The sequence below is a fragment of the Salinivibrio sp. HTSP genome (assembly GCF_003390965.1).
GTDB lineage: Bacteria > Pseudomonadota > Gammaproteobacteria > Enterobacterales > Vibrionaceae > Salinivibrio > Salinivibrio kushneri.
In genome coordinates, this window is sequence record NZ_PXUD01000001.1 from 1 (window position 1) to 19,887 (window position 19,887).

Consider the following 19,887-nt stretch of genomic DNA (forward strand, 5'->3'; position numbering starts at 1 on the left):
ATATTTATCTTTTATTAAATTTCATTCACTATAAAGCAAGTTTAGATAACGAATTTGTTTTATCTACTTGTGTCTTTCTCTGCCACAGGGCAAAGTGTGGTTAACAAGTCGCCGCCAGTCGCCCTTTATCGGGGGCATAACACGGCGACAAACACCGCATAACATAAACAGAGAGGAAGATTATGTGTTCAATTTTTGGAGCGCTTGACATCAAAACCGACTCGCAACAATTGCGGGAAGTCGCGTTAAAAATGTCGAAGACCATGCGTCACCGTGGCCCAGACTGGTCAGGGATTTATTCGTCTGAAAAAGCGATTCTCGTTCATGAGCGCCTTGCGATTGTCGATCTTAACAGTGGGGCACAGCCACTTTATAACCAAAACCAAACTCAAGCCCTCGCAGTCAACGGTGAGATCTACAATCACAAAGAGCTCCGCGCTGAGTTTGCCCCCGACTACCCGTTTCAAACCGAGTCTGACTGCGAAATTATTCTCGCCCTATATCAAGAGAAAGGCCCAGAGTTACTCGATTACCTCAACGGTATCTTTGCCTTTATTTTGTATGATGAGGAGCAAGATGCATATTTAATTGGTCGTGATCATATTGGCATTATCCCGCTTTATCATGGCCACGATGAGCACGGCAACTATTACGTCGCGTCTGAGATGAAGGCGCTAGCCCCTATTTGTAAAACCATTAGTGAGTTCCCTCCGGGTCACTTTTTATGGAGTAAACAAGGTGAGCCGGTCCGCTATTACAAACGCGCATGGATGGAATACGATGGCGTAAAAAACAGCACCACGGATAAGGCGGCACTCAAAGAAGCCCTAGAGAAAGCAGTTCATCGCCAATTGATGACGGATGTGCCTTATGGTGTATTGCTGTCCGGCGGGTTGGACTCATCGGTGATTTCCGCAGTGACCAAGCAGTATGCCGCCAACCGCATCGAGGATGACGACCAAAGCCAAGCATGGTGGCCACGTTTGCACTCGTTTGCTATCGGCCTAGAAGGGGCGCCGGATTTGAAGGCCGCCAAAGAGGTCGCTGATCACCTTGGCACCGTTCACCACGAGTTTACCTACAGCATTCAAGAAGGCTTGGATGCCATCCGCGACGTGGTGTATCACATCGAGACCTATGATGTAACCACTATCCGAGCATCAACGCCTATGTATCTGATGTCACGTAAAATCCGTGCGATGGGGATCAAAATGGTGCTCTCAGGAGAAGGCGCCGATGAGGTGTTTGGCGGCTACTTATATTTCCACAAAGCGCCCAACGCTCAAGAATTCCACGAGGAAACCGTTCGCAAGCTGCTTGCGCTCAACATGTTTGATTGCGCCCGCGCAAACAAATCGATGGCCGCCTGGGGCGTTGAAGCGCGTGTGCCCTTCTTGGATAAAGAGTTTTTGGAAGTGGCGATGCAAATCAAGCCAGACGATAAAATGTGCGGTGACGGCAAAATGGAAAAACACATTATTCGTGAGTGCTTCGGGGATCTGTTACCAGAGTCAGTGGCATGGCGTCAAAAAGAGCAGTTTAGCGATGGCGTCGGTTACGGCTGGATTGACACCTTAAAAGCCATCGCCGATGAAAAAGTCAGCGATCAACAGTTAGCAACCGCCGCGTTCCGTTTCCCATACAATACGCCGACCACCAAAGAAGCGTATATGTATCGTGAGATTTTCGCCGAACTCTTCCCTCTGGAAGATGCCGCGAAGTGTGTTCCTGGTGGCCCGTCGATCGCCTGCTCCAGTGCCAAAGCGATTGAATGGGATGAATCGTTCAAAAACCAAGCTGATCCATCAGGTCGTGCGGTCCGCAACGTACACGAAAAAGCGTATCAATAAGCCCCCTCACGACCAATAATAAAAAACCGCCAACAGCAATTGGCGGTTTTTTATCGTTTAGGGCAATGCGATTAACGTTCCCAGTAAGCCTCTTCCAAGCTATCTTCGCGCTCCGGCAAGCCACGTGACAAGCGCGGAGAGTGCTGCGCCAGCACCTCATAGCTAACACGGTTAGCGTATTTGCACACCTGAGAAAACGAAGAGTAAGTCAAAAATGGGTACTGATGTTTGCTCGAATTGGGCACGTTATCACGGTGGTAACGATTCGCTGACATATCGTGCAGCAAGGCAGACAGCGCACCGTCACCCGCACCATTGGTGTTTTTGATCCGTTCCGGCCCGCCCATGTATGGGGCAATGTGCGAATAAATTTTGATCGGATTTTCGCAATCGGCTTTGATCATTGGACGGCTAAACTCATACATATTGAATTCGGGAATAGCGCCAGGTAATAAAGGCAGTGAGGTTTCGCGTTTGGCTTTATCTTCACTATAACCCGCCATGTAGAGGCCAATCGGGCCGGCGGTGCAAAGCACCATATCCACCCATTGTAAGGCGGCGTCGGCCGCGAGCAGAGGATCACTTTCACCCGTGAGCGCTTCGCCCTCATCTTCGTTCATCGCCACCACACTGACGTGTTCAGCCAGAAAATCACGCCACCATTGTGGATTTTGTTCAATCACATACTTGGTGCCCAGCGTCATCACTACAGGCACGTTATGCTTTTTGGCATATTCGATGGCACGCATGGTCGCATCCGGCATCGGATCACCGTCTTTGCAGCGAACCAAATACGCTGTCAAAACCAAGGCTGACGCGTGCTCAAAGATATGTTCCGGAATCGATTCAGGACGCAGCTGGTTCATCAAGCCTTCGTTGATAGCAAAGGTACGCTCACCGCAATCGCCAATCAGCGCGTAACAACGGCCAATCGGGCCTTGGACAGGTTGCAGATAGTTGAGATCCATGCGGCTGGATGTATTGCATAAATAGCGATAAGAGTAGCTACCAATGCGAATATCCTGACTCATCACGCCAAGCAGAATGGATTGATCATCAGCCAAGGCGGAATAGTTATGTAAGGTATTACCAATGGTGCCGCCCGCAAATTCATGCGTCACCAAATTGTTGTCTTTGAGCTCTTGATACAAGGCTTCAGCCCGTTCATCGTCAATCACTAACGAGTGGCCTTTGCTCAAACCATAGCGCTCCAGGAAGTCATCACTCACTTTTGCTTCTATATCCACCAAGGTTTGGTCAATGCCAATCACATGGGGGCGTTTAAAGCCACGCTCACTGGCAGGGTTAAGCAAAGGATCCCGGGCATGAACCGGAAAGTAGTGTTTAGACTTACGTTGTCCTGGAAATTTCATGGTTCGTGTAACTAGCTAATGGAAGGGAGGCGCGAATTCTACCACAGAATTTGCGCCTGCATAGCGTTGGAGAAACGAATTTTATCTGTCTACCACCCTTGGGTATGCTCTGCCACCAGCGTCGCCATTAACTCAATATGCGCCTCATCATCGTTTAAGCATGGGATAAAACGGAAGGCTTCGCCACCCGCTTCTAAAAAGATATCCCGACACTCACCGGCAATTTCTTCCAAGGTTTCCAAGCAGTCAGAGGAAAAGGCTGGCGTCATGATATCCAGGGTTTTAATCCCTTTCGCGGGCAGCGCTTCCAAGGTTTTATCCGTGTAAGGCTTAAGCCATTCTTCACGCCCAAAACGCGATTGGTAGCTCATCATGATCGCCTGATCGGGGAGCCCGAGTTCCGCCTGCAACAATGCTGTGGTTTGTTCACAGTGTTGCGGGTACGGATCGCCGTTATCGGCAAAGCGTTGCGGGATCCCATGGTATGAACACAGTAAGAGATCGCCCTTGCCATGCTTATCCCAGTGTCGCTGCACGGAGTCTGCCAATGCGGATTGATACGCTGGATGATCGTGATAGTGATGCACAAAGCGAAGCTCAGGCAGCAAGGGGCGTCCTTTGAGGGATTTGGCAACTTTATCAAATACCGCGGCGGTGGTGGTCGCAGAGTATTGCGGATACAAGGGCAAAACCATGACCTTTTCGCAGCCTTGTTGCTGCAGTTTCTCTATACCATCCGTAATCGACGGGGAACCATAGGTCATGCCTAGGGCAACGGGTAATCCCGACTTGTTGGCTAAGGCATCACGCTGGCGTGTGGCGTATACCATCAGCGGTGAGCCCTCATCCATCCAAACACTTTGATAGAGCTTCGCCACCTTGGGAGAGCGTACCGGCAGAATCACACCATGCAGCAGTGGGCACCACAACCAACGCGTTAAATCGACCACCCGATGATCATGCAGAAATTCAGATAAAAAGCGCTTTACAGAAGAAGAAGTAGGCGCATCTGGGGTTCCCAGGTTGACCAGAAGTACGCCAACTTGGTTATGCTTTTCGGTCATGTTTGTTGTCCTTGGCTTTGGCTCGGCCACGAGCCTAGTATTTTTGTTGTACCTTTCCAATTTAACGTATCTGATTAAATTGTTTGGAGAATGACGCGTAGCTTGCCACAAAAAAACCGGAGCGACTAATCGTCAGCTCCGGTTTCTACTATTAGCTATACCGATGACAACCTGTGTTAGCACGTAAACGCGCGACACCTTGAGCCGGGTTTAGCCGAGTACCTTTTGGATCTCTACGCTCACCTGCTCCACGGCTTGTGTACCATCGAAGGTCACAAACTGAGTGTTGCCAGCATCCGCTTCTTTTTTGTAGTAAGCAATCAGAGGTGCGGTTTGGTTATGATACACATTCAACCGTGCGCGCACTGTCTCTTCTTTATCGTCATCACGTACCACTAGCTCCTCGCCAGTCACGTCGTCTTTTCCTTCCACTTTCGGTGGGTTGTAAACAACGTGATAAGTACGGCCTGAAGCAAGGTGAGCACGGCGACCACTCATACGCTCAACAATTACGTCATCCGGAACGTCGAATTCGAGTACGTAATCGATCGCAACACCGATCTCTTTCAGTCCATCAGCTTGAGGAATGGTGCGTGGGAACCCATCTAGCAAGAAGCCGTTGGCACAATCATCTTGCGAGATACGCTCTTTAACCAATCCAAGAATGATGTCATCAGACACCAATTCGCCAGCATCAATAACCGCTTTGGCTTTTAAACCAAGCTCAGTGCCCGCTTTAATCGCGGCGCGCAGCATGTCACCCGTAGAAATCTGCGGAATCCCGTATTTTTCCATGATGAACTGCGCTTGCGTCCCTTTACCCGCGCCCGGTGCACCCAACAGAATGATGCGCATAGTGATCCCCTTTATGATTATTTAGGTTTCGTTAAACTGCGTCTATATTCGCAAAGACACGAAACATACACGCTTAACTAAACGCTATCAAGCCCGGCAATCCGGCCGGGCTTGTTCGATAGTCATTCAGTATGTGGTCTCGACAATCGCCTGTCGATTATACCTTAGTCAGAAGCTGGTTGACCGAGGCCAAGAAGTCTGACGGATCGTCCATGCTGCCTTTCTCTGCCAGCATCGCTTGACCCAGCAGCATTTCTACCCAGGTACCGAATTTTTGCTCATCGCTCTCATCCGCCATGCGCTTAACCAGATCGTGCTCTGGGTTCAGTTCAAAGATGTACTTCACATCAGGCGCTTGCTGACCAGCCGCCTCAAGAAGCTTCGCCATTTGCGTGCCCATCTCAAACTGATCGGTCACTACCACCGCCGGTGTGCCAGAGAGCTTAAAGGTGGTACGCACATCTTTAACACGCTCACCTAGGTGCGATTTTACTCGCTCAATCACAGACGCAAAGGCTTTTTCGGTTTCTTCACGCTCTGCTTTTGCCTCTTCATCATCGAATTGGCTCAGATCGAGGTCTGCCTTGGTGATTGCCTGGAACGACTTACCATCAAACTCGGTCAGGTAGCTCATCAACCACTCATCGATGCGGTCATACATCAAGATAACTTCGATGCCTTTGGCTTTAAACTGCTCCAAGTGCGGGCTGTGCTTGGCCGCATTGTAGCTATCCGCGGTGATATAGTAGATCTTGTCTTGCTCTTCTTTCATGCGCGACACGTAGTCGGCCAAGGAGACGGTCTGCTCAGCGCTGTCTTCATGCGTTGAGGCAAAGCGCAGCAAGCCAGCAATTTTTTCTTTATTGCTGAAATCTTCCGCCGGCCCTTCTTTCATCACCAAGCCAAATTCACGCCAAAACGTCTGATACTTCTCCGCATCGTTTTTAGCCAGTTTTTCTAGCATCGACAACACACGCTTGGTACATGCACCACGCAGTGACTGCGTGATCTTGTTGTCTTGCAGAATTTCACGCGAGACGTTAAGTGGCAGATCGTTAGAGTCAATCAAACCACGGACAAAGCGCAAGTAGCTTGGCATGAACTGTGACGCATCATCCATGATAAAGACGCGTTGTACATAGAGTTTCAGTCCATGTTTGTGCTCGCGGTTGTAAAGATCCCATGGGGCTTTTGACGGGATATACAACAAGCTGGTGTAGTCGTTTTTACCTTCAACGCGGTTGTGGCTCCAGGTCAGCGGTTCGGCGAAGTCATGGGACACATGCTTATAGAACTCTTTGTATTCGTCTGCCGAGATATCTGACTTAGCGCGGGTCCAAAGCGCTTGCGCTTTGTTGACTTGCTCCCACTTACCTTCGCCCGTCTCGTTACCTTCCTCGTCTTTCTCTTGCGTCCACATTTCTACCGGAATACCGATATGGTCGGAGTATTTACCGATCACCTCACGGAGGCGCCAATCATTGAGGAATTCTTTCTCGTCGTCTTTAAGATGCAGCGTAATTTCAGTGCCACGCTCTGCTTTGCTGATAGGCTCTAGGGTATACTCACCTTCACCGGTTGACTCCCACTGCACTGCCTCGTCGGCCGCAAGACCCGCCGCGCGAGTGCACACGGTTACCTTGTCAGCCACAATAAAGGCAGAGTAAAAACCGACCCCGAATTGGCCAATCAGGTTCGAGTCTTTGCTTTGATCTTCGTTAAGCTCTTTAAGAAACTCTTCTGTGCCAGATTTGGCAATGGTACCGAGGTTAGCGATGACGTCATCACGGCTCATACCAATACCATTGTCTGAGACAGTTAACGTACCGGCATCACTATCAAAGGAAAGGCGAACGCGCAGGTCACCGTCATTTTCGTAAAGCTCAGGCGCGGATAATGCTTTAAAGCGCAGCTTATCAGCAGCATCTGACGCGTTTGACACCAGCTCTCGCAGGAAAATCTCTTTGTTTGAGTAGAGAGAGTGGATCATCAACTGCAGCAATTTGGAAGTATCAGAACCAAACTGATGTTTTTCTGGGGTTTTCACGCTCATGTCAATCTACCTAACACTATGAGGATTAATGGCGACGTGGACTCGATGCCCACGTTTCAATGAATTCGTTACTCAGTCTCCTTGGATATAGGGATCCGGTACCACGCTTTCAAGGCCTAAGTGGTCAAATATAAGCCAGTTAGTGTTAAGTTGCCGACACTCGAGGTATATCACACAGGATGGGGCTATAAACCATAGAAAAAGAAAAGCCTAACCAGAGGCTAGGCTTTGCAAGTCAGTAGCGTGATTGACATCGCTGCTTTGACGGTTGGTGTTGCCACATTGTCTTTCGGCCCCTCGCGGAGGAAGACAATGTCACAACCGGTAGGTGCGGTCTCTTGGGCACGGCAGGCGCTTCTAGCGATATTTCAACTGCTGGCGACCGATAATCGAATGAGACAGTGTCGTACCGTCGACCAGTTCAAGCTCGCCGCCCATGGGCACGCCATGTGCGATTCGGCTGGCACCCACTTGATGTTCTTGGCAAAGCTCAGCGATGTATTGCGCGGTGGCCTCGCCTTCCACTGTTGGATTGGTCGCCAAAATAAGCTCTTGAATCGGTTCGTGCTGCAAACGCTTTTCTAGCACATCAAGGCCAATGTCTGCCGGACCAATGCCATCAAGGGGGGACAGATGCCCCATCAAGACAAAATACCGCCCAGCGTACTGCCCAGTCGCCTCGACGGCCGAAATGTCTGCCGGGCTTTCAACCACACAGATCAACCCGGTTTCTTGGCGTTTCGGGTTATCACAAATCGCACACACGTCTTGCTCGGTAAAAGTTCGACATTGGCTGCAGTGGCCAATGTCTGTCATTGCCGTGCTCAGTGCTTGCGCGAGAGCCAGTCCACCTTGGCGATTTCGTTGCAATAGGTGGTAGGCCATCCGCTGCGCTGATTTAGGGCCCACCCCGGGCAAACAACGCAGCGAGTCCATCAGTTGTTCAAGTAACTGGCTGGTGCGCATAGATTAAAATGGCATTTTCATGCCTGGTGGTAACTGCATACCGCCTGTCACGTCCGCCATTTTCTCTTTTTGCTGCTCCTCAACACGACGGGCAGCATCGTTGAATGCGGCCGCGATCAAGTCTTCCAGCATGTCTTTATCATCTTCCATCAAGCTATCGTCGATGTCGACACGACGGATGCTGTGGCTGCCTGTCATGGTGACTTTCACCATGCCTGCGCCCGCTTCGCCTGTCACTTCCATGCTGGCAATTTCTTCTTGTACTTTCTGCATGCGCTCTTGCATTTGCTGCGCCTGCTTCATCATGTTACCCATGCCGCCTTTACCAAACATAATTCTCTCTCTTGGTTAGGTGTCTTAAATTGGTCGAATGCTGTCTTCCTCTAACTCCGCCGCAAAGCGTTGAAGCATAAAAGTGACATTCGGATCATTATGCAGGCTGTGTGTCGCCTGCGCTAATTTTTGTTGATAGAGCTGCTCTCGCCGCTCTAACGGTGTGATTCCCGATTCCCCGAGCTGTACCTCTAAGGTTATGGGGGCACCCAATGCCGTCGTCAAGGCCTGAGTTAATTGCTGCTGGGCTTTTTCGGTATTCAAGTGCGATTGATCCGGGCGTAAGATAAGCTGTACCTGCTCACCTTGCTGGCACATGGCCGCGTTGAGTGCCATTTGCTTGACCAATCGCTCTACGTCCAAGCTGTCTGCCAGTGCACACCAAGGATCTTGCGCATTGGTTTCCTCCACCAGTTTGTCACGCATGGCAGGCGTTTTTTCATGCTCTAACGCCTGTTTTATCGACTTAGGGGTCAGGGTTGGTACGACCTCAGGCGATTGTGACACAGGCTGAGTAGGACGCCATTGATAAGGCTCTGACGACATCGTATTTCCATGCGATGTCTGCTGGGGGGCTGACGTCGAATTGCCCGTTTGATGCGCCGGGGCGGACACAGGCGATGCACTCTCTGCCGCCGTCGCTACGCGATCGAGCACAGATAACGCATCAGTCTTGGCCGGTGTCCGTCCCGTCTTTTTTACCCCATCTCCCGTTTTATCAGCTTGACGTTTCATACGACTACGCAGCTGATTACGCGCCTGGATAAGGCTAGAGGCAGGCGAAGAGGCAGATGGCTCACTCGCGGGCGCTGGCGCTGCATCCGACACCGAGTCATCAACCACCGGTTGGCTTTGCTCGACGACACTCGCGTCACGTGCCTCACTGCCGGACGCATCTATGCTGGGCTCCTCCGTGCCAGTCTTTGCCATCGGCTGCTGAGGCGCTGGCGCGTGGGGAGCATTGGCGTTTTGGGGGCTTTCCGGCGTATCTCGGTCATTGCGCACCGGAGTATCGCCCATGGTTCGGCTCTGTTGTGCCTCATGCTCCTGAGGCGCATGGCTTGGTGGCGCTTGGTTTGGCGACGCCACACTGGCCGATGAGACCTGCGCTTTTAATGCATTCAGCGCTTGCGAAGGATCTTTTTTTGTCGGCTGCTGTGACACAGAAGCGGGATCATGTGTCGGCACCGATATGGTAGCCGGTTCATACGGCACGGTTTTGACCGGCTGAAACGCCAACATACGCAGCAAGACCATTTCTAATCCCGCCCGCCCATCAGGGGCGTAAGGCAGGTCTTGCCGTCCTTGCAGTGCCATTTGGTAACACAGCTGCACATCTTGTGGCGCAAGTCGCGAGGCCAAGGCGTGGATCCGTGCTTGCTCACCACTGTCATCATCATGCGTCTGAGGCAGTGCTTGGGCCAGCGCCACATGGTGAAGCTGACTGGCTAACTCTTTGAGTAAGCCATCCCATTCCACCTCGACGTGCGCAATCTGCGTCAGCATGTTCATCAACTCGACCGCATCATGTTTCGCCAAGGCTTCAAGGAGTAAGAGTGCGTTATCGGTACTCAGTGTCCCTAGCATCTCTGCCACTGCTTGGGTGCTAATTTGGCCATTTCCCAGCGCAATCGCCTGATCAGTCAAGCTCAAGGCGTCGCGCATACTGCCTTCCGCCGCCCGTGACAATAGCATTAAAGCACGTGACTCTGCCTCGACACCTTCTTGACCAAGAATATGCTCTAGCTGTGTTTGGATCTGACTGGCGTCAAAATGCTTTAAATGAAACTGCAAGCAACGCGATAAAATGGTGACCGGTAGCTTTTGTGGATCCGTGGTCGCCAGCAAAAACTTCACGTATTCGGGCGGCTCTTCTAACGTTTTTAACAATGCATTAAAGCTGTGGCGCGACAGCATGTGTACCTCATCAATCAGGTACACCTTATAACGGCCACGTGCAGGCTTGTACTGGACGTTATCGAGCAGCTCTCGCGTGTCCTCTATCTTGGTACGAGAAGCGGCATCAATCTCCAGCAAGTCAACGTACCGGCCCTCGTCGACCTCACGGCAGGTTGCGCACTGTCCACATGGCGATGACGACACGCCCTGCTCACAATTAAGCCCTTTGGCAAAAATACGCGCAATAGTGGTTTTACCCACACCGCGAGTACCACTAAACAAGTATGCGTGATGCAAGCGGTCATGATCCAACGCATTGGCCAAGGCCGTGAGCACATGACTTTGACCAGCAACAGACTCAAAATTATGGGGTCGCCACTTACGTGCGAGAACTTGGTAGCTCATGTCAATTCGCTTCCTGTATGCTTATGGCTAACGCGAGACCCTGCACATAGCCTGTCATTAATGACCGGCAAATTCGCACAAGCTATAAACGTTGATCCCAAGCGCGGCCAGTTTTTCTTCCCCGCCGATCTCCGGCAAGCTTATCACAAAGCCAGCGTGTTCTACGGTGCCACCTAAACGGCGCACCAACTTCACGGTGGCTTCTATAGTGCCGCCTGTCGCCAGTAGATCATCAATCACCAGCACTTTATCCCCCTCATCAATCGCATCACGATGGATTTCCAGGGTATCTTCACCGTATTCCAGCTGGTAGTTTTCGCTGATCACCGCGCGTGGCAATTTGCCAGGTTTACGAACCGGCACAAACGGGAGCCCTAGCGCAAGCGCCAGAGGCGCACCGAATAAAAAACCACGTGACTCGGTACCAATCACCTTGGTAAATCCATGATCGCGATATTGTGCCACCAAGGCGTCAATTGTCGCTTGGTAGGCAGCAGGGTCTTCCATTAAGCTGGTGACATCTCGAAATAAGATGCCAGGTTTGGGGTAATCTGGGATGGTTTGAATACTTTGTTTGATGACATTCAAGCTGTCGGTGCTCATGGCCAATTCTCGCCGATAAAAAACGCAAACCGCCATGTTATGAATTTTCGGCCGAACCAGCAACAGATTCCGTTTCAGGTAGGCGGAGAAACCAGCACAAGAGCACAATTAGGCAGGTAATCAGTAACGCTTTCAGCCACATCGCCCCGACGATATAAATGGAGAAACTGAAACTTGCCACAATCATGACGGTCGCGCGTCGTTTTACTTTGCGACTAATCGCGCGCTTTTGGTACCAATCGGTCAATATCGGTCCAAACGTGGGGTGGGCATGGAGCCAGTTAGCGATACGAGGAGAGCCTCGCATAAAGCAACCACTGGCGAGCAGCAAAAACGGCGTGGTCGGGAGTACCGGCAAAAAGGCGCCTGTCGCACCCAACGCGACCCATAACCACCCTAATCCGTTCCATAACCAACGCCATGCGGCTGTCGGTGCTTGCTGCATAGTCTCTACTACCTCTCGATTCACGATGGTTGCGCTTGTTCACTCACGCTAAGTGTAGTGGCAGAGACAATGGAGGTACAGGATGGCGAATAAGGAATACGGTGCGGTAAGTGAACAAGGCGGTGATTAGCCGCCAAAAATAATGCCAAGCCAGGTGAGACTGGCAGGTAAGGTCGGGATCAGTAATACCAGCAGAAAGCCGATGAAGTACTTAACGTTATAAGGCTCTTTAAAATCGTGTTCCATTTTGTTACTTCACTCACAACAGCATAACAACAGTGAGCGGCTACTATAGCTCAGGTTAACAGCGCTAAAAACGGACGATTTGTAAGGTTTTAACTGAATCCTTGATTTACATCAGGGTAACAACTTGTGTGACTGCGTCATGATAAACGTCATTTTAGCCAATCAAGCGAACTGACCATGGATACAACAACCCTTGCTCAGCTGGGGCGTGAACTTAACCGCGAACGCACTGAGCTAGTAGCAACACTAACCACGCGATTGCGTGAAGACTGGGACAAGCATTGCGAAAACCTCACCATTTCGGATCTGATTAAAGAAAGCCAAGGGGTACCTGGCGCCATCCGATGTCTCGGTGAACGTTTAGAAAAAGTCGATGCGGCTTTATGTGCCATGGATTTGGAGATTTATGGCTTGTGTGCCGATTGTGAAAGTGACATTCCACTGGATGATTTAATGAAAGACGCTGCCGAGCAGCGCTGCCCGCAGTGCCGTGCGTCCAATTATTATCATCACGATCCAGCCACTCGCCAAGCCACAGCGGGAGAACGTAAAACCGTGTGATCGCGAGGCTGACTTTCGCTTGTCTCATCGTGGCTTAAACGGAACGCGCCCAGCATCAGCTGGGCGCGTTTTTTATTGACTGTTTAAAGCTGTCAAGCGCGTGGAACTAGTGGCCATCCATCACACTAGGCGCTTAATCTTGGTCAATAATCCAACGACGGAACGACTTACGCTCTTGGTCACTGGCTTTGGTATACCAAAGCTTCAACTGAGAGAGTGCATCACCCTTAATTGAAGCTTGACCTTGATCGTCGACCTCGACTAATACGTCGTTAAGGTTTTTGCTTTCACCTTGGTCGATAATGATCCCATTCTCACGGTTATACTCCGCTACCAGCGCTTCCATATCGGCATAGGCAGCAAAGCCATCACCTTTTAACTCGACGGCATCCAACGGCATCACGTCACCGTTATCGAACTCGGCTTGCCATTGCGGGTTGCCGTCAAAATAGCTGGTCGCTTGGCTTTTTACCCGCAATTTCGAGTCAATATTGATGGTGGCATTGCGGCCATCGACCTCAAGCTCAAACAGATACGGGCGGGAGGTAAAGATCACCTCTTTACTGCCGCGTTTCACTTCGCCGTCAAAGCGCATCACTAATTGGTGGGTACCGTTATCTAGCTCAATCGTCTGCTGCGGCGCCCAGTTTTCAAAACTGACTTTGCTGCCATCCACCACCAAAAATTCAATATGAGGGGCGGAGGTAATTTCCGCTGCATGGATGGCGCTCGATGCCATCAGTGCACCCAGTACCCACGCGACCTTTGTTAACTTTTTCATTGTCACTCCAAACGGTAAGACGAAAAAAGCCGCCCTAAGGCGGCTTTTGTAACCAATGCTACATTTAGCAAGGATGGTGTAAACTCAATTAGAACTTAACTTCCATACCTGCTACGTAGCCTAGGTCTGAATTGTCTGCGTTAGTATCGCCGATTTCTGCGTATACTTTAGCGTTGCTGTGCAGAGCATATGTCACGTTAGCGTAATAACCGTTGACATTATCACCCTCTTTTGGATCTTGGCGGTCCCAGCCTGCAGCGAAGGTAGTATTGCCCATGGTGTAATCAGCAGCCAAAGAGAAATAATCAGTATCAGCGACTTCCGCACCACCTACAACTCTTTCAGCTTCGCCATTACCATAAGAAGCTGCCAAGCCTACATTTTCAATACCTGCATACTCAACTTCAAACTGATACGCTGTTACATCTGTGCTTGAAGCTGGTTTATCTGCACCAACGTCATCAGCTTTGTAGTAATAGCCACGCATATCGAAGTCAGCTACACGGTAGCCTAAACGCGCATCGATGATAGACAGTTCTGCGCTTCCATCATCATTGCCATCGCTGTCTTGACGCGTAGAAATACCGCCATACACTGTGCCGTTGTCGTAGACGTACTTAGCCACTTGCGCACCGTGAGTTGCTTCAGTGCCGTCAAAAGATGAAATTGAAAGCTCATAATCTTTGGTGATACCAATATCATCACTTAGGAGATATTGACGACCGAAAGTAACTTGGCCGAAAGTGTCACCTTTAAAACCAACGAACAGCTCTTTGTTTTCTACGCCACTATTTGAACCAGCATCAGTAGACTCGTCTTCAAACTCAAACGACATACCCGCTAGCGCACTCATTTTTGGCGAGATTGCGACTTCGGTGTTAACAGCGATATCGCCATCGTCTAGGCGCCACATACCGTCTTTGTCATTACCAATTTCTTGCATGTACTGAACTTCAGCTGCACCAGACAAATCGACTTTAACGCCTTCTGCGTCATACAGGTTGATGCTTGCTGATGCTGAGCCAGCAGCCAGCAGAGCTGGCACTGCCATTGCTAAAATAGTCTTTTTCATGGTTAATCCACTGCCTTTTCTATTTAGTCATTATGAGTTCCTTCTTGGAACTCTGTTTTATGGTGACTGTCACTCTATTACCGGCAGCAAAAACGCTGCGAAGCACAAAATGCCAGTTCACTGAAACTTCGTGGCTAATCGTGCAGAACATTTGTGGTTCTGTCAACTCGCCGGAAGCGCATTACAACCTAGACAAAAACCACTTAAAAACAAAAACATAGCAATGTTTTATGAACTGAGATCACAGTTTATCTGACTCATAATTCGCCTTTTGATGAAAATAAACAACAAACAAAGGCAATATAAACCACCAAAAACACCAATAAAAAAATCATCTTTCAGAATAAAAAACTAATCAGTCGCTTAAATCAGGCGTTTTGTTAATCAAACGGCAGATCAGCAAGATAGCGAAGAATGGTTCAAATTAAATTCGTGACCAGGATCTCATATCTGTAAGGAAATCTTGCAGTTCGCGATCGTTTTCACGTTTTTGCCTCGTGTTATACTGACCGCCAACCTTTGCAACTCGGACCTGTTGATGCTCAGCCCTGCCGTAAAATCAGACATTCGCGCGTGCTACCAAACGCTACAAGATCAACTTCCTCACTTTATTCCCCGTAAAGCCCAGAACTATTTGGTGGCAGAGCTGGCGAAAACTCTGGCCGGTGATTACGAGCCTAAACGCCGATTATTGGTGGCAGAAGCAGGCACTGGGGTCGGCAAGTCGATGGCCTATCTGATGGGGGCGATCCCATTTGCACTCAACAACAATAAAAAAGTGGTCATTTCCACCGCGACGGTGGCGTTGCAAGAACAGCTTGCCAATAAAGATATCCCGTTTTTTCATCGCATTTGCCCCAAGCCGTTTGATTTTATTTTGGCCAAGGGGCGCCAACGCTATTGCTGTGCACATAAACTGAGCGCGGTGGCGGATACGGAAAGCATTCAAGGCGCGCTATTTACCCAAAAACCCAAGCGCAGCGAACAATTGTTGCTGAATGATCTTTACGAAGCGCTGAGTCGGGGCAAGTGGGATGGTGACAGAGACAGCTGGCCAAAGCCCATTGCTGATCATCTTTGGCAAGCCATCGCCTCTGATAAGCACACTTGTCATGCCGGTTTGCCCGCCCACCGTGGTTGCCCGTTTGCTAAAGCACGTGAAGCGATGGATAAAGCGGATGTGGTGGTGGTGAATCATAGCCTACTGCTGGCCGATTTAGAGCTCGGCGGCGGCGTTATCTTACCCGAGCCAGAACAATGCCTGTATATGATTGATGAGGCTCACCACTTGCCCACGGTGGCACGAGACTTTTCGGCCGCCAGTGCGAGTTTGCTCGGCGTGGTCGGTTGGCTGGAAAAGCTCAATCAAGCGACGACTAAGTTGGGGAACACCGCGGATATCAAGCGTGCACATCGGTTTGTGGACAGCTTGCTAGACGCGATTCAAACCCTGATCCCAGGGTTGCGCGAAGCAAAAAACATGCTCAGCCAACTGTCGCTCAACGACGACGGTTGTTATCGCTTTGCCGACGGTGAACTGCCCGAAGCCCTGATTGCACCCAGTGAGCAGCTTAAAACGGCGAGCAAAAAAGCCCATCAAGCATTGGGAAAAATTCATGATTTGATCAATGAGCGTCTGAAAGAAAATGACATTTCGGCAAAACTGGCTGATCCGGCACTCGCGGAAACCGCGTTTTTCCTGCAACGGTTAGAGAACCTGGAAAAAGTATGGACCTTGATGGCTCAACCTAACTCGGAGAAAGGCGCCCCCTTGGCACGTTGGGTGCAAGCCTGCCGTGAGCGCGAAGGCGATCTTTGGGTGCATGTCTCTCCCTTAGAAGTCGGTTGGCGCCTAGATCAAATGCTCTGGTCTCGCGCCGCTGGAGTGGGCCTTTTTTCCGCTACTTTGCGTGCTCTAAATCGGTTTAGCTATTTCTGCCGTCAGGTTGGTTTGAGCGAAACCGACGGCTCGCGTTATTTAGCCTTACCCTCACCCTTTGATTACGCCAATAAAGCGCGCTTGGTGATCCCGACGATGCCTTGTGAGCCGCAAGCCAGTGCCTTTACAGAGGCATTAAACGATAAAATACTTGAGCACCTAGAAGGCGAACGTGCCTCTTTGGTGCTCTTTGCCTCCTATTGGCAGATGAAGCAAGTGACACAAGCGATTGAACGTACCTGTAAGCAACGGGGCTGGCAGCTGCTTTGCCAAGGAAACCAGTCGCGTACTGCGTTACTCAAAGCGCATCAACAAGCCGTTAATAATGATAAAACCAGCATCATTTTTGGCACCGGCAGCTTTTCCGAAGGTTTAGATTTACCGGGTAACTTATTGACCAACCTTATTATTACTAAAATCCCCTTTGCCGTGCCGACGTCGCCGGTTGAAGAAGCACACGCTGAATATATCGAGCGCTGTGGTGGCAATCCGTTTTTACAAATTGCCGTGCCAGAAGCCAGTAAAAAGCTGGTGCAATCCGTGGGGCGACTACTGCGCAAAGAAGAGGACTCTGGTAAAGTAGTGCTCCTTGACCGGCGCATTATCACCCGCAGATATGGCCAATCTTTACTCGACTCGCTGCCGCCCTTTAAGCGCGTGATCGAATCTTAAACTGATGAGTTAACATGCTGGAACTGATTGACCTCTCTACTTTAGTTATTCTGGGGCTGACTGCGTTTGTCGCTGGATTTATTGATGCGGTGGCTGGCGGCGGCGGTATGCTCACGGTGCCTGCCCTGTTATCGCTAGGCCTGCCGCCGCATGTTGCGTTAGGCACCAATAAGCTAGCCGCGACCTTTGCTTCAAGCACCGCTGCCTTCACTTATTATAAAAAGCGCCTATTTTCTCCCTCGTTTTGGCAACATGCTTTTTGGGGCACTTTAATTGGCGCCACGGCCGGCACCCTGCTGGTGGACGTGTTAAGCACCGAGTGGCTCGAAAAAGCCATACCAATCGTGGTATTGGTGGCCGCGGTGTATACCATTTGGCACCCGCACCCAAAGGGCGATAACAACCAGCTACCCGCACCTTGTCCAAAGTTGCCGATAAAACAATGGAGTCAGGGGTTATCACTAGGCTTTTATGACGGGGTGGCCGGCCCGGGAACCGGCGCGTTTTGGACGGTTTCCACCATGTCGCTCTATCGGATGAATATATTGCTATCCTCTGGGTTGGCCAAAGCGATGAACTTTACCAGCAACTTCACCTCACTGGTGGCGTTCGCACTATTAGGCCATGTGAGCTGGGCACTGGGCTTAACCATGGGAGCCTGCTTAATGCTAGGGGCTTTTATTGGCGCTCACTCAGCAATCCGCTTTGGTAGCCGTTTTATTCGCCCCATTTTTATCACTGCGGTGGTTATTCTAGCGGGCAAACTTGCCGTTGATGCGTGGTTTTAGCCCTCAATAAAAGAGAACAACACCATGAAAGCGCAAATCGATGCCATGGCTCAACATTTAGACCAACTCGCTGTTCAAGCGGCAGAGGTCGATCGGCGTCGCGGCGAAGCCAAAGCCCCTTTATTTGCCACGCCACTTTTTCACTGCAAAGGCAAGCTGTTAACGCCTTGTGTTAATGAAGCGCAAGGCTTATTGGCGGTGATGCGCCGCGACCATCAACAAGGCGTGCTAACGGATGCGCGTGCCACCCATATTTGCGAAACCTTGTTGGCACAAATCACTGCACTGCAACGTGAGCTTGCCACCCAACCTTTACGTAAGCAAGAACAAGCGCGGCGTGGGCCACGGCGACAGTCAATCGGTGAACTTTATCAAGACTTGGCCAAACACCAAGACTGGGAAAGGCGTCTCGCCGACAAACTCCGTGATGCCAACGCCAGTGTTGAGATGGCTTCCAGTCCGGCTGTGCGACAACAATACCAAAAACAGGTTCTCGCGCTCGAGCAGCGTCTGGCACGATGCACCAAAGCCAGAGAGCGTATTGAAACCACCATTACTTACCGGGAAAAGCGATAACGTAAGGAGCGAATGTGCTACCACTGATATACCATCCCATTTACTCTGATTTCCCGCTTCCCGAGGGTCACCGTTATCCTCTGCAAAAGTACCGTCTGCTCTTTGAGCGCTTGCAAGCACTTGCATTACCGGTTGCGTTTTATCAGCCCACCGCCGCGCAAAGAGAGATCATTGACGCGGTCCACGATCCCGCCTATGTGAGTCAATTGCTCGAGGGAAGCTTGCCTTTGGTTAAAATGCGTCGTATTGGGTTTCCTTGGAGTGCGTCACTTATAAAACGCAGTTTAACCTCACTGGGTGGCACCACCTTAGCGGTGGATCAGGCATTGCGCACGGGTCTGGCGATTCACCTTACTGGCGGCTACCATCACGCCCACTATGATTTTGGCAGTGGCTTTTGCTTATTTAACGATCTAATGATTGCGGCGCGTCATGCTCTCACACAGCCAGGTATAGAAACGGTGATGATCGTCGATTGCGATGTTCATCACGGTGACGGCACGGCCGCACTGGCCTCTTCACATCCAGATATTGTGACCTTTTCCGTCCACTGTGAGAAAAATTTTCCCTCGCGGAAACCAGCATCAACGCTTGATTTACCCCTCCCGATTGGCACCCAAGATAACGACTACCTTGATGCCTTTTTACCTTTACTCGACCTTGCACTGGCTCAGCATCGTCCCGACATGGTGATCTATGATGCGGGGGTCGACGTGCATACAGACGATGCGTTGGGGTATTTGTCGCTTACCACTGAGGGGATTTTTCAACGCGATGCAGGCGTGTTATCACGGTGTGCCGCCCACCAGATACCGGTCGCTGCTGTCATTGGAGGAGGTTATCATGACACCCATGAGCAGCTGATCCCACTGCACGAACAACTCATCCAAGCCGCTATCACTCACTTTCCCGACTTTTCCGCCAGCCTGGAGGCATCATGACCGACTCACATTCTTCCTCGTCAACAGCACTCGAAGAGGCGCCCGACGACGTCAAGCTCGCGGTCGATCTTATTTACTTGCTTGAAAGCCATGCGATTGATACCGACACAGCGCTCTCCGCGATCGATATGGTTAAGCATGATTTGCTGACTAAAAAAGCTGCGTCATCCAGTGAATAAGTCATCTTTATCTATCCGTTCGAGCAGTGTAGCTGGGGAATCAGTAAGAGCGCGCAGAGAAAATATGAGGCATTGATCACATTTCGTTCAGCGCGTGTCACGCCGATATTTAGTCACTCAATTCGCTAAAGTATGCGCGGATGATTAAAGTGACTGCTTTAACATCAAGTAATTAGCGTGCAACGCATTACATTCTAGTTACAGTTTTTAGTGCTGTTATTAACACTAGCAAGCGTTCAAAAAACCAACAGATCAATAATCATCTAGTGTTTTGTCTCATAAATGT

Annotated in this window: 18 protein-coding genes; 7 read left to right on the forward strand and 11 right to left on the reverse strand. The window is 50.4% G+C overall.

What is annotated here, in order from left to right; genetic code table 11:
• Positions 1-182 precede the first annotated feature (182 nt).
• Positions 183-1,850, forward strand: a complete 1,668-nt coding sequence (gene asnB / locus C7A19_RS00005) for an asparagine synthase B (protein WP_069361395.1) — start codon at positions 183-185, stop codon at positions 1,848-1,850.
• A 71-nt stretch (positions 1,851-1,921) separates the two neighbouring features.
• Here the strand turns inward: asnB and C7A19_RS00010 are convergent, their stop codons facing one another.
• The 9 genes from C7A19_RS00010 to C7A19_RS00050 all read right to left on the reverse strand — a co-directional run bounded on the left by C7A19_RS00010 (position 1,922) and on the right by C7A19_RS00050 (position 11,846).
• Positions 1,922-3,223 (reverse strand): inosine/guanosine kinase, encoded by a 1,302-nt coding sequence (locus C7A19_RS00010; protein WP_069361394.1) that lies wholly within the window; start codon positions 3,221-3,223, stop codon positions 1,922-1,924.
• A gap of 89 nt (positions 3,224-3,312) precedes the next feature.
• The gene (gene hemH, locus C7A19_RS00015; protein ID WP_116643829.1) at positions 3,313-4,287 is read right to left on the reverse strand and encodes a ferrochelatase; all 975 of its coding nucleotides are present in this window, start codon (positions 4,285-4,287) and stop codon (positions 3,313-3,315) included.
• 210 nt (positions 4,288-4,497) lie between these two features.
• Positions 4,498-5,142 (reverse strand): adenylate kinase, encoded by a 645-nt coding sequence (gene adk / locus C7A19_RS00020; protein ID WP_069361392.1) that lies wholly within the window; start codon positions 5,140-5,142, stop codon positions 4,498-4,500.
• Between the two features lie 157 nt (positions 5,143-5,299).
• Positions 5,300-7,195, reverse strand: coding sequence for a molecular chaperone HtpG (htpG, locus tag C7A19_RS00025; protein WP_116643830.1), 1,896 nt, complete (start codon positions 7,193-7,195; stop codon positions 5,300-5,302).
• Between the two features lie 357 nt (positions 7,196-7,552).
• Positions 7,553-8,161, reverse strand: a complete 609-nt coding sequence (gene recR / locus C7A19_RS00030; RefSeq protein ID WP_069361390.1) for a recombination mediator RecR — start codon at positions 8,159-8,161, stop codon at positions 7,553-7,555.
• 3 nt (positions 8,162-8,164) lie between these two features.
• A complete protein-coding gene (locus tag C7A19_RS00035) occupies positions 8,165-8,494 on the reverse strand; it encodes a YbaB/EbfC family nucleoid-associated protein (protein WP_021022483.1) in 330 nt (109 codons plus the stop codon).
• Between the two features lie 24 nt (positions 8,495-8,518).
• Positions 8,519-10,798: a DNA polymerase III subunit gamma/tau gene (gene dnaX / locus C7A19_RS00040; RefSeq protein ID WP_116643831.1), complete on the reverse strand. Its 2,280-nt coding sequence runs from the start codon at positions 10,796-10,798 to the stop codon at positions 8,519-8,521.
• A gap of 57 nt (positions 10,799-10,855) precedes the next feature.
• Entirely contained in the window at positions 10,856-11,401 is a 546-nt protein-coding gene (gene apt / locus C7A19_RS00045) for an adenine phosphoribosyltransferase (protein WP_116643845.1), read from the reverse strand.
• 37 nt (positions 11,402-11,438) lie between these two features.
• Positions 11,439-11,846, reverse strand: a complete 408-nt coding sequence (locus tag C7A19_RS00050; protein WP_116643832.1) for a YbaN family protein — start codon at positions 11,844-11,846, stop codon at positions 11,439-11,441.
• 423 nt (positions 11,847-12,269) lie between these two features.
• Between C7A19_RS00050 and C7A19_RS00060 the strand changes: the two genes are divergently transcribed.
• Positions 12,270-12,653, forward strand: a complete 384-nt coding sequence (locus C7A19_RS00060; RefSeq protein ID WP_069361387.1) for a hypothetical protein — start codon at positions 12,270-12,272, stop codon at positions 12,651-12,653.
• Between the two features lie 133 nt (positions 12,654-12,786).
• Here the strand turns inward: C7A19_RS00060 and C7A19_RS00065 are convergent, their stop codons facing one another.
• Positions 12,787-13,434: a DUF2057 domain-containing protein gene (locus tag C7A19_RS00065; RefSeq protein WP_116643833.1), complete on the reverse strand. Its 648-nt coding sequence runs from the start codon at positions 13,432-13,434 to the stop codon at positions 12,787-12,789.
• A gap of 88 nt (positions 13,435-13,522) precedes the next feature.
• Complete coding sequence (locus C7A19_RS00070) at positions 13,523-14,506, reverse strand: porin (RefSeq protein WP_069361385.1); 984 nt, start codon at positions 14,504-14,506, stop codon at positions 13,523-13,525.
• A gap of 538 nt (positions 14,507-15,044) precedes the next feature.
• On the opposite strand from C7A19_RS00070, the gene dinG reads away from it, so the two are divergent.
• Genes dinG through C7A19_RS00095 form a run of 5 tightly spaced genes read left to right on the forward strand, consistent with a single transcriptional unit; the run spans position 15,045 to position 19,601 of the window.
• A complete protein-coding gene (dinG, locus tag C7A19_RS00075; protein WP_116643846.1) occupies positions 15,045-17,117 on the forward strand; it encodes an ATP-dependent DNA helicase DinG in 2,073 nt (690 codons plus the stop codon).
• Between the two features lie 17 nt (positions 17,118-17,134).
• Positions 17,135-17,905 carry a TSUP family transporter gene (locus C7A19_RS00080; protein ID WP_102505634.1) on the forward strand — a complete coding sequence of 257 codons (771 nt, stop codon included), beginning with the start codon at positions 17,135-17,137 and terminating at the stop codon, positions 17,903-17,905.
• 24 nt (positions 17,906-17,929) lie between these two features.
• A complete protein-coding gene (locus tag C7A19_RS00085; protein ID WP_235607543.1) occupies positions 17,930-18,481 on the forward strand; it encodes a primosomal replication protein in 552 nt (183 codons plus the stop codon).
• A gap of 14 nt (positions 18,482-18,495) precedes the next feature.
• Positions 18,496-19,422 carry a histone deacetylase gene (locus C7A19_RS00090; protein ID WP_116643834.1) on the forward strand — a complete coding sequence of 309 codons (927 nt, stop codon included), beginning with the start codon at positions 18,496-18,498 and terminating at the stop codon, positions 19,420-19,422.
• Entirely contained in the window at positions 19,419-19,601 is a 183-nt protein-coding gene (locus C7A19_RS00095; protein ID WP_069361382.1) for a DUF2496 domain-containing protein, read from the forward strand. The genes C7A19_RS00090 and C7A19_RS00095 overlap by 4 nt, the downstream gene beginning before the upstream one ends.
• Positions 19,602-19,887 lie beyond the last annotated feature (286 nt).

Coding starts and splice junctions, on each gene's coding strand:
- adk (WP_069361392.1), bottom strand. CDS start 5,142: ATGCGCATCATTCTGTTGGGTGCACCGGGCGCGGGTAAAGGGACGCAA.
- C7A19_RS00035 (WP_021022483.1), bottom strand. CDS start 8,494: ATGTTTGGTAAAGGCGGCATGGGTAACATGATGAAGCAGGCGCAGCAA.
- apt (WP_116643845.1), bottom strand. CDS start 11,401: ATGAGCACCGACAGCTTGAATGTCATCAAACAAAGTATTCAAACCATC.
- C7A19_RS00065 (WP_116643833.1), bottom strand. CDS start 13,434: ATGAAAAAGTTAACAAAGGTCGCGTGGGTACTGGGTGCACTGATGGCA.
- C7A19_RS00010 (WP_069361394.1), bottom strand. CDS start 3,223: ATGAAATTTCCAGGACAACGTAAGTCTAAACACTACTTTCCGGTTCAT.
- dnaX (WP_116643831.1), bottom strand. CDS start 10,798: ATGAGCTACCAAGTTCTCGCACGTAAGTGGCGACCCCATAATTTTGAG.
- C7A19_RS00060 (WP_069361387.1), top strand. CDS start 12,270: ATGGATACAACAACCCTTGCTCAGCTGGGGCGTGAACTTAACCGCGAA.
- htpG (WP_116643830.1), bottom strand. CDS start 7,195: ATGAGCGTGAAAACCCCAGAAAAACATCAGTTTGGTTCTGATACTTCC.
- hemH (WP_116643829.1), bottom strand. CDS start 4,287: ATGACCGAAAAGCATAACCAAGTTGGCGTACTTCTGGTCAACCTGGGA.
- recR (WP_069361390.1), bottom strand. CDS start 8,161: ATGCGCACCAGCCAGTTACTTGAACAACTGATGGACTCGCTGCGTTGT.
- C7A19_RS00085 (WP_235607543.1), top strand. CDS start 17,930: ATGAAAGCGCAAATCGATGCCATGGCTCAACATTTAGACCAACTCGCT.
- C7A19_RS00050 (WP_116643832.1), bottom strand. CDS start 11,846: ATGCAGCAAGCACCGACAGCCGCATGGCGTTGGTTATGGAACGGATTA.
- asnB (WP_069361395.1), top strand. CDS start 183: ATGTGTTCAATTTTTGGAGCGCTTGACATCAAAACCGACTCGCAACAA.
- dinG (WP_116643846.1), top strand. CDS start 15,045: ATGCTCAGCCCTGCCGTAAAATCAGACATTCGCGCGTGCTACCAAACG.
- C7A19_RS00095 (WP_069361382.1), top strand. CDS start 19,419: ATGACCGACTCACATTCTTCCTCGTCAACAGCACTCGAAGAGGCGCCC.
- C7A19_RS00070 (WP_069361385.1), bottom strand. CDS start 14,506: ATGAAAAAGACTATTTTAGCAATGGCAGTGCCAGCTCTGCTGGCTGCT.